Here is a 15,337-nt window from a genome sequence, read left to right as displayed (position 1 = left end):
CCCGCTAGTGCTCCAGAACCCTGCAGCTTTGCTATCATCGCCCACCTTTGTTTCCGCTTTGCTCAGGTAGTTCTCATGTCCGATCGCAGCGCCCGCCTCCAAGCCCTCCAGCAAGCCCTGAAGGAGCGCATCCTGATCCTCGACGGCGGCATGGGCACCATGATCCAGAGCTACAAGCTGGAAGAGGCCGACTACCGTGGCGAGCGCTTCGCCGACTGGCCGAGCGACGTCAAAGGCAACAACGACCTGCTGCTGCTGACCCAGCCGCAGATCATCGCTGCCATCGAGAAAGCCTACCTGGATGCCGGCGCCGACATTCTGGAAACCAATACCTTCAACGCCACCCAAGTATCCCAGGCCGACTATGGCATGGAAGGCCTGGCCTATGAGCTGAACGTCGCCGGTGCCCGGGTAGCCCGTGAAGTGGCCGACGCCAAGACCCTGGAAACCCCGGATCGCCCGCGTTTCGTCGCCGGCGTGCTTGGCCCGACCAGCCGCACCTGCTCGATTTCCCCTGACGTTAACGATCCCGGCTACCGCAACGTTACCTTCGATGAACTGGTGGACAACTACACCGAAGCCACGCGTGGTCTGATCGCAGGCGGCGCCGACCTGATCCTGATCGAGACCATCTTCGACACCCTCAACGCCAAGGCGGCGATCTTCGCCGTGCAGCAAGTGTTCGACGAAGACGGCGTCGAGTTGCCGATCATGATTTCCGGCACCATCACCGACGCCTCTGGCCGTACCTTGTCTGGCCAGACCACCGAGGCGTTCTGGAACTCGGTGCGCCACGCCAACCCTATCTCCGTTGGCCTGAACTGCGCCCTTGGCGCCAAAGACCTGCGCCCGTACCTAGAAGAGTTGTCGAACAAGGCCGACACCCATGTGTCCGCCCACCCCAACGCCGGCCTGCCCAACGCTTTCGGTGAATACGACGAGAGCCCGGCAGAAATGGCCGCGGTGGTCGAAGAGTTCGCCGCCAGCGGCTTTCTCAACATCATCGGCGGTTGCTGCGGCACCACCCCGGCGCATATCCAGGCGATTGCCGAAGCCGTGGCCAAGTACCAGCCTCGCGCCATTCCAGAGATTCCCAAGGCCTGCCGTCTGTCGGGCCTCGAGCCCTTCACCATCGACCGCAACTCGCTGTTCGTTAACGTCGGCGAGCGTACCAACATCACCGGCTCGGCCAAGTTCGCCCGCCTGATCCGCGAGGAGAACTACACCGAGGCACTGGAAGTCGCCCTGCAGCAGGTGGAAGCCGGCGCTCAGGTGATCGACATCAACATGGACGAAGGCATGCTCGACTCCAAGGCCGCCATGGTCAGGTTCCTCAACCTGATCGCCGGCGAGCCGGACATCTCGCGCGTGCCGATCATGATCGACTCCTCCAAGTGGGAGGTGATCGAAGCGGGCCTGAAGTGCATTCAGGGCAAGGGTATCGTCAACTCCATCTCGATGAAGGAAGGCGTCGAGCAGTTCAAGCACCACGCCAAGCTGTGCAAGCGCTATGGCGCCGCCGTGGTGGTGATGGCTTTCGACGAAGTCGGCCAGGCCGACACCGCCGCGCGCAAGAAGGAAATCTGCCAGCGCAGCTACGACATTCTGGTCAATGAAGTCGGCTTCCCGCCGGAAGACATCATCTTCGACCCGAACATCTTCGCCGTCGCCACCGGTATCGAGGAGCACAACAACTACGCCGTGGACTTCATCGAAGCCTGTGCCTTCATTCGCGACAACCTGCCCTATGCGCTGTCCAGTGGCGGCGTGTCCAACGTGTCGTTCTCGTTCCGCGGCAACAACCCGGTGCGCGAGGCGATCCACTCGGTATTTCTCTACTACGCGATCCAGAACGGCCTGACCATGGGCATCGTCAACGCCGGCCAGCTGGAGATCTACGACGAGATTCCCAAAGAGCTGCGCGATGCGGTCGAGGACGTGGTACTCAACCGTAACGACGGTGCCACCGAGGCACTGCTGGCCATCGCCGACAAATACAAGGGTGACGGCGCGGCCAAGGAAGTCGAGAACGAGGAGTGGCGCTCGCTGCCGGTGGACAAGCGCCTGGAACACGCGCTGGTCAAAGGCATCACCGCCTTTATCGTCGAAGACACCGAAGAATGCCGCCAGCAATGCGCGCGCCCGATCGAGGTGATCGAAGGGCCGCTGATGAGCGGCATGAACGTGGTCGGCGACCTATTCGGCTCGGGCAAGATGTTCCTGCCCCAGGTGGTCAAGTCTGCCCGCGTTATGAAGCAGGCCGTGGCGCACCTGATTCCCTTCATCGAAGCGGAGAAAGGCGACAAGCCGGAAGCCAAGGGCAAGATCCTCATGGCGACCGTAAAGGGTGACGTGCACGACATCGGCAAGAACATCGTCGGCGTGGTGCTGGGCTGTAACGGCTACGACATCGTCGACCTCGGCGTGATGGTGCCGGCGGAGAAAATCCTGCAGACCGCCATCGCCGAGAAGTGCGACATCATTGGCCTGTCCGGCCTGATCACTCCCTCGCTGGACGAGATGGTGCATGTCGCCAAGGAAATGCAGCGCCAGGGCTTCACCCTGCCATTGATGATCGGCGGCGCCACCACCTCCAAGGCCCACACCGCGGTGAAGATCGACCCGCAGTACAGCAACGACGCGGTGGTCTACGTCACCGACGCCTCGCGCGCCGTCGGCGTGGCCACCCAGCTGCTGTCCAAGGAGCTGAAGGCCGACTTCGTGCGCAAGACCCGCGACGAATACGTGGTGGTGCGTGAACGCACCTCGGCCCGCGCCTCGCGCACCGAGCGCCTGGGCTATGCCGACGCCATCGCCAACAAGCCGACCTTCGACTGGAACGGCTACGTCGCGCCCAAGCCGAGCTTCACCGGCACCCAGGTGCTGGACGACATCGACCTGGCGACCCTGGCCGAATACATCGACTGGACGCCCTTCTTCATCTCCTGGGACCTGGCTGGCAAGTACCCACGCATCCTCACCGACGAAGTGGTCGGCGAAGCCGCCACCGCGTTGTTCGCCGATGCCCAGGCGATGCTGAAAAAGCTGATTGACGAGAAACTGATCAAGGCCCGCGCGGTATTCGGCTTCTGGCCGGCCAACCAGGTCGCCCATGACGACATCGAAGTCTATGGTAACGACGGCAAGCCCCTGGCCACCCTGCACCACCTGCGCCAGCAGACCATCAAGCCCGACGGCAAGCCGAACCTGTCGCTGGCCGACTTCGTCGCGCCGAAGGAAAGCGGCGTAACCGACTACGTCGGCGGCTTCATCACCACCGCTGGCATCGGTGCCGAGGAGCTGGCCAAGGCCTTTGAGGCCAAGGGCGACGACTACAACTCGATCATGGTCAAGGCCCTGGCCGACCGCCTGGCCGAGGCCTGTGCCGAATGGCTGCACGAACGTGTGCGCAAGGACTACTGGGGTTACGCCAGGGATGAGCAACTGGACAACGAAGCGCTGATCCGCGAGCAGTACAAGGGCATCCGCCCTGCCCCGGGCTACCCGGCCTGCCCGGATCACACCGAGAAAGCCACACTGTTCAAGCTGCTCGACCCCGAAGCTGACTACCACAAGGCCGGCAAGAGCGGCGTGTTCCTCACCGAGCACTACGCCATGTTCCCGGCGGCAGCAGTGTCCGGCTGGTACTTCGCCCACCCCGAGGCGCAGTACTTCGCCGTGGGCAAGGTGGACAAGGATCAGATCGAGCAGTACAGCAAGCGCAAGGGTCAGGACATCGCCGTCAGCGAACGCTGGCTGATGCCTAACCTGGGCTACGACGACTGATGCGAAAGAGCCCGCAATCGCGGGCTCTTTTCATTCATGCAGCGACGAACGAGGCGCGACTAGCGCCGATCATCGAAAAACTCGAACTCTCATGCACGGGCGCGGCTCCAAAACATGTCGAGCCATTTCGGCTCAATCGACGGAGCGATGACATGTACAAGCACAGCCTTGCAGTACTGGCCGTAGCGGCCGCGGTGAGCGGTTGCTCGACCTTCGAGAACCCGGCCGATTACCTGACTTTCCGCAATGAGCCACTGGTCAAGCAGGTCGACCACGGCATGACTCAGGAACAGGTACGCACCCTCGGTGGGCCACCCTCTTCGGACGTGCGCAACAGCGTCACAGGCGGCACCTGCAACAACTATGTGCTGAATGTCGACGGCCTGGAACAGCCCTATTACGTGGACTTCGACGTCAACGGCCGGGTCGACAGCAAGGGCTTCATGACCTGCGAGCAGCACCAGGGCAACCAGCGCAAGAGGCTCTGAATGCGATCAGCCCCGCTGCACGCAGCGGGGCCATTCATTGGCTAGAAGATCAGTGAGAGCAATCCCACCACCACGATCAGGCCGATGATGAAAATGATACCGACGGTACCGCCCAGAAACTTCAGCATGCTGACTCTCCTTTTTCGAGGCTCACCAGTTGTGACCTCGGCCTGGCAGTCAGCGTTTAGCTTTTTTCTTCACCTGCAGCGGCAAGCATCAGGCGCCCGGGCGACGGACGATCTTGATGCTGTACTCCATCTGCGGCTTGCGCGTCACGCTCACCGCACGACGACTGACGGTATCCAGCGTGATGTTCCAGAAACCACTGGAGGGCACGCGGATCTTCGCCGGGAACTTGATGAAGGCGCCGCCGTGGTAACTGTGCCGGCCACGGTTCCTGAATGCGCGAAAGTTGGCATCGTTCATCAGGCGGATGTTGCAGGGCTGCGAACACTGGATGACCACCAGATCGCCCTCTTCCAGATGCTCGCGTTGATGGATGAATTTCATCGTTTTCGGACTCGGTGGTGAAACGGGGGCGCAATAGTGCCGCAAGCTGCCCGGCACCGCCAGCGCAGCTGACGACTCGCTTGCAGCCAAGGCTCGCGCTACCTAGGATGCGCGCCCAACACTGCCATTTGTCGCTGCCATGAAAGTCGTACTCGACCTCATCCCCACGCTGATCGCCCTGCTGCGCCGTTACCCAGGTCTGGTCGCCCTGTTCGGCTTCTGCTCGGGCGTGGCCAGTTTTCTCCTGGTCGACCGCCAGGCGCACCTGGCCAAAGTGTTGGGCGTGGTATTGCTGGTCAGTTGGGTCTGGCTGATTCTGGAGAACCTGCTGCGCGAGCGCATTGCCCGGCGCTTCGGCTTCGAATTGCCGTTGCCGCTGCTGCGCTACGGCACACAGATGATCCACCAGGAAAGTCTGTTCTTCGTCTTGCCGTTCTTCTTCATCACCACCACCTGGAACAGTGGGCAGTTACTGTTCAGCGGCCTGCTGGCGCTCGCCGCCCTGGCCTCTATCACCGACCCGATCTACTACCGCTGGCTGGCGCCCAGGCGCTGGTTGCTGTTGATCTTTCACAGCCTGGCGCTGTTCGCGGTGATGCTGACCGCGCTGCCGATCATCTTTCACCTCAGCACTCCACAGAGCTACCGCATTGCCCTGCTGATCGCCACGCTGCTGGCGCTGCCGAGCCTGCCCGGCCTGATCGGCTTCACCGGCTGGCGACGCATTGTGCTGCTGGCCGCCTTGCCTCTGGCGATGGCCAGCGCCGGCTGGCTAGCGCGGGCCTGGGTGCCGCCGGCAACGCTATGGCTGACCGAGGTGGCGATCAGCGATCGCTTCGATGGCGAACAACGCATGCCAGGCGATAGCCTGCAACAGATCAGCCCGGAACAGCTGCGCGATGATGGGCTTTACGCCTACACCTCGATCAACGCCCCACGCGGCCTCAACGAACGCATCTACCACGTCTGGCAGCACAACGGCCGGGAAGTCGACCGCATTGCGCTGGACATCAACGGCGGGCGCAAGGAGGGCTATCGCGCCTGGACGCACAAACTCAACTTCCCGGCCTCCCCCGAAGGCCGCTGGCAGGTGCGGGTCGTCACCGAAGCCGGGCAGATGATCGGCATACTGCGCTTCGACGTGGTCGCTGCCACGGCCAAGTGATAGCATGCGCGCCCCATGCAGCTCACCGAACTCAACCAACGCCTCGCCGACCTTGGCGCCAAACCCCAGCATATCGGGCGCATTACCCGTGCCTGGCTGCAGGGCAAGCCGTTGGACACCGGCACCAAGCATCAGAAGACCGAGAACTTCCTGCCCCTGACGGTACGTGAAGCACTGCCGACCATCGCCAGCGAACTAGACGCACTGGCCCGGCTGCGCTCCGAGCATCCCGGCGCAGATGGCTCGGCTCGCCTGTTGGTGGAGCTGGCGGACAAACAGATGGTGGAAAGCGTACTGTTGCCACGTGATGGCCTGTGCATCTCCAGCCAGGTGGGCTGCGCCGTTGCCTGTGTGTTCTGCATGACCGGCAAGAGCGGCCTGCTGCGCCAGCTCAGCAGCGCCGAGATGGTCGCCCAGGTCGCCCTGGGGCGGCGCTTTCGTCCGGTGAAGAAAGTGGTATTCATGGGCATGGGCGAGCCGGCGCACAATCTCGACAATGTGCTTGAGGCCATCGATCTGCTCGGCACCGAGGGCGGCATCGGGCAGCGCAATCTGGTGTTCTCCACCGTTGGTGACCCGCGGGTGTTCGAGCGTCTGCCCAAGCAACGCGTGCGCCCTGCCCTGGCGCTGTCGCTGCATACCACTGACGCCGAGCTGCGCCAACGCCTGCTGCCCAAGGCGCCGCGCATCGATCCTGAAGAGCTGGTGGAACTGGGCGAAGCCTACGCGCGCACCATCGACTACCCGATCCAGTACCAGTGGACCCTGCTCAAGGGCATCAACGACAGCCAGGAAGAGATGGACAACATCCTGCGCCTGTTCAAGGGCAAGTTCGCCGTGCTCAACCTGATCCCCTACAACAGCCTGGAAGCCGACGACTACCAGCGTCCCGAAGGCAAGCGCATCGTCGAGATGGTGCGTTATCTGCACAGCCGTGGCGTGCTGACCAAGGTGCGCAATTCGGCCGGCCAGGATGTCGACGGCGGTTGCGGTCAACTGCGCGCCCGCGCAGTGGATGCGGTCAATACCAGTCGCTTGCACAGAAAGCGCGGCTGAGGCTCAAGAACAGCACCAAGAGCCGATACAAAAGCGTACAGAGAGACCACACGTCCCGCTGGCGAAAGCCAGCACTGTATTTGCCTTGCAGACAACTGCCTTGCATGGATGCAGCCCCGTCGTCTTGGTGCCCAGGAGCCCATTCATGAAAATCGCCCACAAGGTCGGTATCGCGGCCGCTACCGTGCTGTTCCTTACCACCAGCCTGCTGTCGCTATCCCAGGTCAGCTAGGTCCGCGACACCCTGCGCAGTCAGGTCGAATCGAGCAATGCCCTGGCCAGACAGATCGAGAATTGGCTAAACGCCAAACTGCGTCTGATTGACCTGATGTCGCAAACCATCGACAGCAGCTACAGCCCTGAAGAAAATCAGCGTGTATTCGATGCGCCACTGTGCGCTGGAAGCGGACGGCAAGCCAATCAAGAACAGCGACGACTGGAAACCCAGCGCCGACTGGGACGGCCGTAAACGCCCCGGGTATGCGACCGGCAAGGCTGGCAACCAGGCAGTGCAGACCGGACTCTACGTCGACTCCACCACCAATGAAATCCTCATCTCTGCTGTCGCCCGGATCAGCGACGCGGGTCAGTTTCTCGGCGTGTTCGGTGGCGATATCCGCCTGCAATCGGTGGCCGATGCGATCAACACCCTGGACTTCAATGGCGCCGGCTATGCCTTCCTGCTCAGCCGCTCGGGCAATATCATTTCCCACCCCAATGCCGAGTACAACGGCAAGTCCTACAGCGAACTGTTCGACGGCCAGAGCCCGGCGCTGAGCAAGGAACTGCACGAAGTCGAGGCCAGCGGCAAGAACCTGCTGGTCTCCTTCACCCCGCTACCCAACCTGCTTGGCATGGACTGGTACATCGGCGTGGTGATGGCCGAAGCCAACCGCCTGACCTGGCTTGCCGTGGTCGGTACCGTGGTCGGCGTGGCCATCAGCCTCGTGGTGCTGGGCCTACTGATGAACAGCCTGCTCAAACCACTGAGCCTGCTCAGCACCTCGTTGCGTGAGATCAACAGCGGCGAAGGTGACCTGACGCGCCGCCTGGCGATCACCAGCAACGACGAAAGGTCCGCGGGTGGTTTGCGCCAGGCCGAAAGCCGCATGCAACAGAGCCGCGATACCGCCAGCAAGACCGCCGAGGACGCAATCGCAGCCAACGACATGCTCGGCCGCATCCGTGAGGCGATCACCCGCATCAACGACATGAACCTGCAGATCGCCACCGCAGCCGAAGAGCAGAGCGCGACCACCGAAGAAATCAACCGCAACACCACCAACATCCGCGACATCAGCCACGAGCTGGCTGGCGGTGCCGAGCAACAGGTCCGGCAGTGCGCCTCGATGGTGGAACAGGTCGGCCAGCAGGATCGCCTGCTGGGGCGCTTCAAGGTCTGAGGCTCCTGCCGCAGAGCGATTCAGCACAATAGAAAACGCCGCAACCTGCAAAGGTCTGCGGCGTTTTGTTTTTCAGGATGGCGAATGCACAACAAAGTCTATGCTTGCAGGATCAAAGGAGAGACCGACCATGACCGATCAGGAAAAAGACCCCCAAGCGCCTCTGACCCTGCGCGAAATGCTGCAAAGCGTGCTGGCCGCCGCCCTTGGCGTACAGAGCGGGAAAAATCGCAGCCGTGATTTCAGCCGCGGCAAGCCCAGCCATTTCATTCTGCTCGGCGTGCTGTTCACCACGCTGTTCGTGGTTGTATTGCTGGGCGTGGTGAAACTTATCCTGCACCTGGCGACTGGCTGATCACTCCAGCAGGGAGGCAATCGAGCACTGGTAACGCTGACGCTGAGGCTGCGACAGCACGCTGAACTGGCGAAAGTCCATACCAATATCCGGCTGTGCAAGGCGTTCGAGCAATTGTTTTGACTGCGCCCTGTCGACAGTACGCAACAGCGACGCCACCTGATCCTTGCCTCCACGCTCGGCGAAATCCAGCCCCCGCGCGTGGTCGCTGAGCATCACCAAAGCGCAGGCGCCCAAAAGAAAGTGACCACTGGCCAAAATATCGATACGTCCGTCGATACGCGCCTTTAGCACGCGCTCCGAGTTGTTCAGGGCCGTGTAATGCAGGGTTCTGCCCAGCTCATTGGCTGCACGCAATACACCAAAGGCCATTTCATCGTTGGCAGACCAGATCAGGCTGACCGCCGGATAACGCGGCAACAGAGCAATCGCCTGCTCGTATGCCCGCTGTTCCTGCCACTCACCATGAACCGCCTGCATCAGCTTGATATGCGGTGCTTCACTCAAGGCACGCTGCAAGCCGGCCTGACGCAGAGTTGACGAAGGCGTACGGTTGACCCCGGCAAACGCCAGCAACTCGGCAGGCTTGCCATGGGTCAGGGCGATCAGCTCACGCGCCATCAGATAACCGGCCTCCTCATCGTTGGGCACCAGGCTACCTATCCAGTTTCGGTGGTACTCGCGGCTGCCACCGATAAGGGCCTGCTGCTCTTGGGTCAAGGTACTGTGCAGGGCAAACAGCCTGGCATCGCTGTTTTCGAACAGACGCAACAATGCCGGCCCCAGGAACAGTTCATTGGTGAAAATCAGATAATCGGGGTGCTTACCTGCAAAAACCTGCTGGGCATTGCGCAACATCCTTTCAGGATCGCGCTCGCCGTACAGCACCTCCAACTCGACGCCCAGGTCTCCAGCGGCATCCTGCATGTAGCGGCTGTAATCGCTCCAGAAACGCTCATTGGCGTAGCCAGGGTTGAGAAAAACCATGGTCGGCACGCGCGGTTGTGCCGACGCCAACGCGCAGCAAAACAACAGTCCCAGACCCAGCATCCACCTGCTCACATCGCCCCTCCTCGATAATCGGGGCGCAGTATAAGGTGTTAATGGCAAAAGGCCGACCGCTAATGCGTGTCGGCCTTCGCCCTCACTGTCCGCTGACCCAGAAGACCGCCGTACCTACCGCAATCAGGATCAGGCAAAAGATCGCCCAAGCATCGATAACGCTGTCGGAACTTTCCACTTCAGTGTGCTCGGTCATGGTTCCCCCCTCTTCTTGTGCTTTTGGGTGATGCACACTGCATTTAAGACCAGCCTTGGCCTTCGCTCAAACCATATGGTTATGCTCTGGGGCGGTCTTATTCCCTAAACCAAGGTTTATATATTCAAACATCACTTTTACGCATAAACCTGAGCTGGTATCGTGCCCCGGCTCCTCGGGGAGTGCGCGGCCGTGCGCGCTGATTGGCAGTAAGTAGCCTGAAAACAGGACCCTTCATGTACGTATATGACCAGTACGATCAAAAGATCGTCGAGGATCGCGTCAAGCAGTTCCGCGATCAAACCCGCCGCTACCTCGCCGGAGAGCTGAGCGGCGAGGAATTCCGTCCGCTGCGCCTGCAGAACGGTCTGTATATCCAGCGTTACGCGCCCATGCTGCGCGTCGCCGTGCCCTACGGCCTGCTGTCGTCCGCTCAGGTTCGTGCGCTTGCGCGCATCGCCCGCGATTACGACAAGGGCTACGCGCACATCAGCACCCGGCAGAACGTGCAGTTCAACTGGCCGGAGCTGGAAGACGTGCCGGAGATTCTTGCCGAGCTGGCCACCGTGCAGATGCACGCCATCCAGACCAGCGGCAACTGCATCCGCAACACCACCACCGACCAGTTCGCCGGTGTGGCCAAGGACGAGATCGTCGATCCGCGCCCCTGGTGCGAAATCATCCGTCAGTGGTCGACCTTTCATCCCGAATTCAGCCACTTGCCGCGCAAGTTCAAGATCGCCGTCAACGGCGCCGTGAGCGACCGCGCCGTCATCGAAGTGCATGACATCGGCCTGGAAGCAGTGAAGAACGAGGCCGGCGAGCTGGGCTTCCGTGTTTCCGTCGGCGGCGGCCTGGGGCGTACCCCAATCGTCGGCAGCTTCATCAACGAATTCCTGCCCTGGCAACACCTGATCAGTTATCTCGACGCCATCCTGCGCGTGTACAACCGCTATGGCCGTCGCGATAACAAGTACAAAGCGCGCATCAAGATTCTGGTCAAGGCGCTGACCCCCGAGGTGTTCGCCGAGCGCGTGAACGCCGAATGGGCGCACCTCAAGGATGGCCCGACCACCCTGACCGAAGCCGAAGTCGCCCGCGTTGCCGCACACTTCGTTGATCCGGCCTATCTGCCCCTGCAGGACGAAGATGCCCTGCTCGCCCGGCAGGACGCCGAGCATCCTGGCTTCGCCCGCTGGCGCCAGCGCAACACCTTCGCCCACAAGAAGCCTGGCTACGTGGCCGTGACCCTGTCGCTCAAGCCAACTGGCGTAGCGCCGGGCGACGTCACCGACAAGCAGCTCGATGCCATCGCCGATCTGGCCGATCGCTACAGCTTCGGCGAGGTGCGTAACAGCCATAACCAGAACATCATCCTCGCCGACGTCGAGCAGCGTCAGCTGCTGACCCTGTGGGGTGAGCTGCGCGAACAAGGCTTCGCCACGCCGAACGTGGGCCTGCTGACCGACATCATCTGCTGCCCGGGCGGCGACTTCTGCTCGCTGGCCAACGCCAAGTCGATCCCGATCGCCGAAGCCATCCAGCGTCGTTTCGATGATCTGGACTACCTGTTCGACATCGGCGACATCGACCTGAACATTTCCGGCTGCATGAACGCCTGCGGCCACCATCACGTCGGCCATATCGGCATCCTTGGCGTCGACAAGAAAGGCCAGGAGTTCTATCAGGTATCGCTCGGCGGCAGCGCCGGCCGTGACGCCAGCCTGGCGCAGATCCTCGGCCCATCCTTCGCCGAGGCGGACATGGCCGATGTGATCGACAAGATCATCAAGGTCTACGTCGAGCAACGCACCGAAGAAGAAAGCTTCCTCGATACCTACCGCCGCATCGGTATCGACCCGTTCAAGGAGCGCGTCTATGCAGCGAATCATTAAGAACGGTCAGGTGGTCGACGAAACCTGGCACCTGCTGGCCAAGGACGTGACCCTGGACGTCATTCCCAACTGCGATGACATCATCGTCCCGCTGGCCCTGTGGCGCGAGCATGCTCACGCCCTAAAGGCTCGCGACGGTGGCCTCGGCGTTTGGCTTGAGGCCAGTGACGAGATCGAGGAAATCGCCGATGACCTGGCGCATTTTCAGGTCATCGCCCTGGAATTCCCGGCCTTCACCGATGGCCGTCATTCCTCCACCGCCTACCTGCTGCGCACCCGTTATGGCTACAAGGGTGAAGTACGCGCCATTGGCGACGTGCTGCGCGACCAGCTGTTCGCCCTCAGGCGTGTCGGCTTCGATGCCTTCGCCCTGCGTGCCGACAAGGATCCGTACGATGCACTGAAGGCCTTCGAGGATTACAGTGAGGTCTACCAGGCGTCGGCAGACCAACCGCTGCCCCTGTTCCGCCGCCGCGCCTGATCGCAGCGAGAACGACGCAAACGCCCCGACTGGTTCGGGGCGTTTTGCTTTCAGGCGCCGGCGTTCGGCAGCCCGTGCGGCCAGCGCACACACAAAAACGCCGCGCCCTGTGAGGGGCGCGGCGTTTTTTGATCCTCGGCAATCAGCCGGCTGGATCAATCCTCGCGATAGCGACGCAGCTTCAGCGCCTTACCAGCGACGCGGGTGTCTTTCAACTTGCCGAGCAGACGATCCAGGCCATCTTCCGGCAGCTCGACCAGGCTGAAGGTCTCACGGATCTGGATTCGGCCGATGGCTTCACGAGCCAGACCGCCCTCATTTAGGATAGCGCCCAGCAGGTTCTTCGCAGCAATGCCGTCGCGCGTGCCCAGGGCGGTGCGGCAACGCACGCGACCTTCGGTCAGCGGTACCGGCGCACGGCGCTCGCGATATTCGCCGCGCTCACCACCACGCTCGCCGTCACGTTCACGACGCTCACGCGGAGCACCACCAACGCCCGGCACCAGCGGCTGCTCGCGCTCGACAGTGGCCAGATCCAGGGCCTGGCCGTTAGTGGCCTTCTTCAGCAGCGCAGCGGCCAGGGCACGTGGGCTGCAGCCGATATCGGCGGTCAGGCGGTCGAGCAGATCGCCATGGCTGGCTTCGGCATCAGCCACCAGCGGCGCCAGGCTGCTGGTGAGCTTCTTGATGCGCGCATCGAGCACCTGCTGGGCGTTCGGCAGCTTGACCTCGCCGACCTTCTGCCCGGTGACACGCTCGATCACCTGCAGCATGCGGCGCTCACGCGGGGTTACCAGCAGCAGCGCACGGCCATCGCGACCGGCGCGGCCGGTACGGCCGATACGGTGTACGTAGGACTCCGGGTCGTACGGCATGTCGACGTTGAACACGTGGGTGATGCGCGGTACGTCGATACCACGAGCAGCAACGTCAGTCGCGACGACGATGTCCAGACGACCATCCTTGAGCGACTCGATCACGCGCTCACGCTGGTTCTGGGCAATGTCGCCGTTCAGCGCAGCGGCCTTGAAGCCTTTGGCTTCCAGGGCAGCAGCCAGGTCCAGAGTGGCCTGCTTGGTGCGAACGAAAGCGATCAGCGCGTCAAAATCCTCGACTTCCAGCAGGCGCAGCACGGCGTTGGTCTTCTGATCGGCATGGATCATCAGGTGCGCCTGCTCGATACGCGAGACGGTCTGGGTCTTGGCCGCGATCTTGACGTGTTGCGGTTCGCGCAGGTGCTTTTCGGCGATGGCACGGATCGAATGCGGCAGCGTGGCGGAGAACAGCACGCTCTGACGGCTTTCCGGCATGGCTTCGAAGATCACTTCGAGGTCGTCCATGAAGCCCAGCTTAAGCATTTCGTCGGCTTCGTCGAGTACCAGGTGCTGGATGGTGGACAGCACTTTCTCGTCACGACGCAGGTGGTCGACCAGACGACCCGGGGTGGCGACGATGACCTGAGCGCCCTGGCGAATGGCCTTGAGCTGCGGGCCCATCGGCGCGCCGCCGTAGACGGCGACCACATTGAGGCCAGGCATCTGCTTGGAATAGGTTTCGAAGGCGGTAGCGACCTGCAGGGCCAGCTCGCGGGTCGGCGCCAGAATCAGCGCCTGTGGTTCACGCTTGGTCGGGTCGATTTTTGACAGGATCGGCAACGCGAAGGCTGCGGTCTTGCCAGTGCCGGTTTGGGCCTGGCCGATCATGTCCTGGCCGGCGAGAATCACCGGAATGGCCTGCGACTGGATTGGGGACGGCTCTTCGTAACCGACGGCGGTCAGAGCGGCGAGAATATTGGGGTGAAGTCCGAGCGCGGCGAAGCCGCCGATTTCCTGGGTCATGGGTCTGCCTCAAGTGCATCCGCAAAGACCCATGTTCCAAAGCTGCGCATGCCGTGTAAGACCTTGTGGGTCACCCTGGCAGCCTGGTCGGCGGGGATTTGCGAAAACGTGATGAAAGTGAATCGTCAAGGATAGTCCGCTGGGGACTGGCTGCCGGGTGTTAATTTCCCGGGCGAGTTGCACTACCTGAACGTGGCCAGAAAATTGGCCGGCGCGAACTATACCGGAAAATCCTGTCTCGGGTGCTGGTTTTTATCGATTGGCATGCATCCAACCGCTCAACGGCACATCAAGTGGCCGGACGCAGCGCTTCGATCAGCGGCTGTAGCGAATAACCCAGGCGCGGCGCCAGCTCGCCCGCACGCATCTGCAGGCGTCCCATGTTCAAGCGCTGCTCGAGGTCGGCCGGGATCAGCAGTACCACGTTGCCCTCCTTCACCGGGCACTCCCAATAGTGTCGATGATAAAGGCCGCGCAGCAGTGCCGCGCCAAGCGGCTTGCCGTCGTTGCCTGCCCATTGGTTGATGATCAGCCAGCCACCCGGGTTGAGTTTTTCGCGGCAGCGCTCGAGAAAGCGCCAGGCCAGATGCCCGACACCAGGCCCCTGGTCGGTGTACAGATCGAGAAAGATCAGGTCAGCGGTTTCCGCGCTGTCGAGCAGTTCGGTGGCGTCGCCGATGCGAATGGTCAGCCGCGGGTCATCGTCCAGACCGAGAAACTCCATGGCCAGGCGCGGTACGTCCGGGCGCAACTCGATGGCCTCGACGTCCTCCAACGGCAGGAACTTCAGGCAGGCCTGGGTCAGGTTGCCGGCGCCCAGACCAAGGAACAGTGCGGTTTCCGGCGCATCGTGGCACAGCGCGCCCAGCAACATGGCGCGGGTGTAGTCGTATTCCAGCCAGCTGGGATCGCCCTGGAACACGCAACTCTGTTCGATGGCATCACCAAACTCGAGAAAGCGGTAGGCGCCGATCTGCACCACACGGATCACCCCGAAGGCGTCGTGCACCTCGGCCAGCAGAACCTCGTCCTGCTGCTGCAACTCGTCGTCCGGCGGCAACCCTGGCATCGATACCTCTCCCACAGTGACATCCCGTACCAC

The 15,337-nt window shown here is 62.1% G+C and carries 13 protein-coding genes; 8 read left to right on the top strand and 5 right to left on the bottom strand.

The genetic code is table 11. The features are described from left to right. Nucleotides 1–75: 75 nt before the first annotated feature. Both metH and osmE read left to right on the top strand, forming a co-directional pair. Nucleotides 76–3,786 carry a methionine synthase gene (metH, locus tag DBO86_RS13270; protein ID WP_108233892.1) on the top strand — a complete coding sequence of 1,237 codons (3,711 nt, stop codon included), beginning with the start codon at nt 76–78 and terminating at the stop codon, nt 3,784–3,786. Nucleotides 3,787–3,938: 152 nt separating this feature from the next. Beyond that, complete coding sequence (gene osmE, locus DBO86_RS13265; protein ID WP_003460211.1) at nt 3,939–4,274, top strand: osmotically-inducible lipoprotein OsmE; 336 nt, start codon at nt 3,939–3,941, stop codon at nt 4,272–4,274. Nucleotides 4,275–4,315: 41 nt separating this feature from the next. Here the strand turns inward: osmE and DBO86_RS27405 are convergent, their stop codons facing one another. Continuing rightward, entirely contained in the window at nt 4,316–4,402 is an 87-nt protein-coding gene (locus DBO86_RS27405; protein ID WP_442873392.1) for a small membrane protein YohP, read from the bottom strand. 88 nt (nt 4,403–4,490) lie between these two features. Next, nucleotides 4,491–4,784: a DUF1883 domain-containing protein gene (locus DBO86_RS13260; RefSeq protein WP_003460213.1), complete on the bottom strand. Its 294-nt coding sequence runs from the start codon at nt 4,782–4,784 to the stop codon at nt 4,491–4,493. 139 nt (nt 4,785–4,923) lie between these two features. On the opposite strand from DBO86_RS13260, the gene DBO86_RS13255 reads away from it, so the two are divergent. From DBO86_RS13255 to DBO86_RS13240, 4 genes are all read left to right on the top strand, one after another. Beyond that, nucleotides 4,924–5,949 carry a DUF5924 family protein gene (locus DBO86_RS13255; protein ID WP_104726944.1) on the top strand — a complete coding sequence of 342 codons (1,026 nt, stop codon included), beginning with the start codon at nt 4,924–4,926 and terminating at the stop codon, nt 5,947–5,949. Between the two features lie 15 nt (nt 5,950–5,964). Further along, on the top strand, nt 5,965–7,005 hold the full coding sequence (locus DBO86_RS13250) for an RNA methyltransferase (RefSeq protein ID WP_003460216.1): 1,041 nt from the start codon (nt 5,965–5,967) through the stop codon (nt 7,003–7,005). 383 nt (nt 7,006–7,388) lie between these two features. Further along, nucleotides 7,389–8,408, top strand: a complete 1,020-nt coding sequence (locus tag DBO86_RS27055; protein WP_279630279.1) for a PDC sensor domain-containing protein — start codon at nt 7,389–7,391, stop codon at nt 8,406–8,408. A 130-nt stretch (nt 8,409–8,538) separates the two neighbouring features. Next, the gene (locus tag DBO86_RS13240; protein ID WP_003460218.1) at nt 8,539–8,763 is read left to right on the top strand and encodes a DUF2970 domain-containing protein; all 225 of its coding nucleotides are present in this window, start codon (nt 8,539–8,541) and stop codon (nt 8,761–8,763) included. Here DBO86_RS13240 and DBO86_RS13235 read toward each other — a convergent pair whose 3' ends face one another. Continuing rightward, nucleotides 8,764–9,813, bottom strand: a complete 1,050-nt coding sequence (locus tag DBO86_RS13235) for an ABC transporter substrate-binding protein (protein WP_003460219.1) — start codon at nt 9,811–9,813, stop codon at nt 8,764–8,766. 444 nt (nt 9,814–10,257) lie between these two features. Here DBO86_RS13235 and DBO86_RS13230 point away from each other — a divergent pair, with 444 nt between their 5' ends. Together DBO86_RS13230 and DBO86_RS13225 are read left to right on the top strand one after the other, a co-directional pair. Then, nucleotides 10,258–11,916: a nitrite/sulfite reductase gene (locus DBO86_RS13230; RefSeq protein ID WP_003460220.1), complete on the top strand. Its 1,659-nt coding sequence runs from the start codon at nt 10,258–10,260 to the stop codon at nt 11,914–11,916. Continuing rightward, a complete protein-coding gene (locus DBO86_RS13225; protein WP_003460226.1) occupies nt 11,900–12,397 on the top strand; it encodes a DUF934 domain-containing protein in 498 nt (165 codons plus the stop codon). The genes DBO86_RS13230 and DBO86_RS13225 overlap by 17 nt, the downstream gene beginning before the upstream one ends. Before the next feature lie 155 nt (nt 12,398–12,552). Here DBO86_RS13225 and DBO86_RS13220 read toward each other — a convergent pair whose 3' ends face one another. Together DBO86_RS13220 and DBO86_RS13215 are read right to left on the bottom strand one after the other, a co-directional pair. After that, a complete protein-coding gene (locus DBO86_RS13220; RefSeq protein ID WP_003460231.1) occupies nt 12,553–14,235 on the bottom strand; it encodes a DEAD/DEAH box helicase in 1,683 nt (560 codons plus the stop codon). A gap of 289 nt (nt 14,236–14,524) precedes the next feature. Next, a complete protein-coding gene (locus DBO86_RS13215; RefSeq protein WP_017676943.1) occupies nt 14,525–15,304 on the bottom strand; it encodes a spermidine synthase in 780 nt (259 codons plus the stop codon). Nucleotides 15,305–15,337: the final 33 nt, after the last annotated feature.

It is taken from the genome of Ectopseudomonas oleovorans (genome assembly GCF_003052605.1).
GTDB lineage: Bacteria > Pseudomonadota > Gammaproteobacteria > Pseudomonadales > Pseudomonadaceae > Aquipseudomonas > Aquipseudomonas oleovorans_A.
This window is presented reverse-complemented; position numbering and strand designations above follow the sequence as displayed.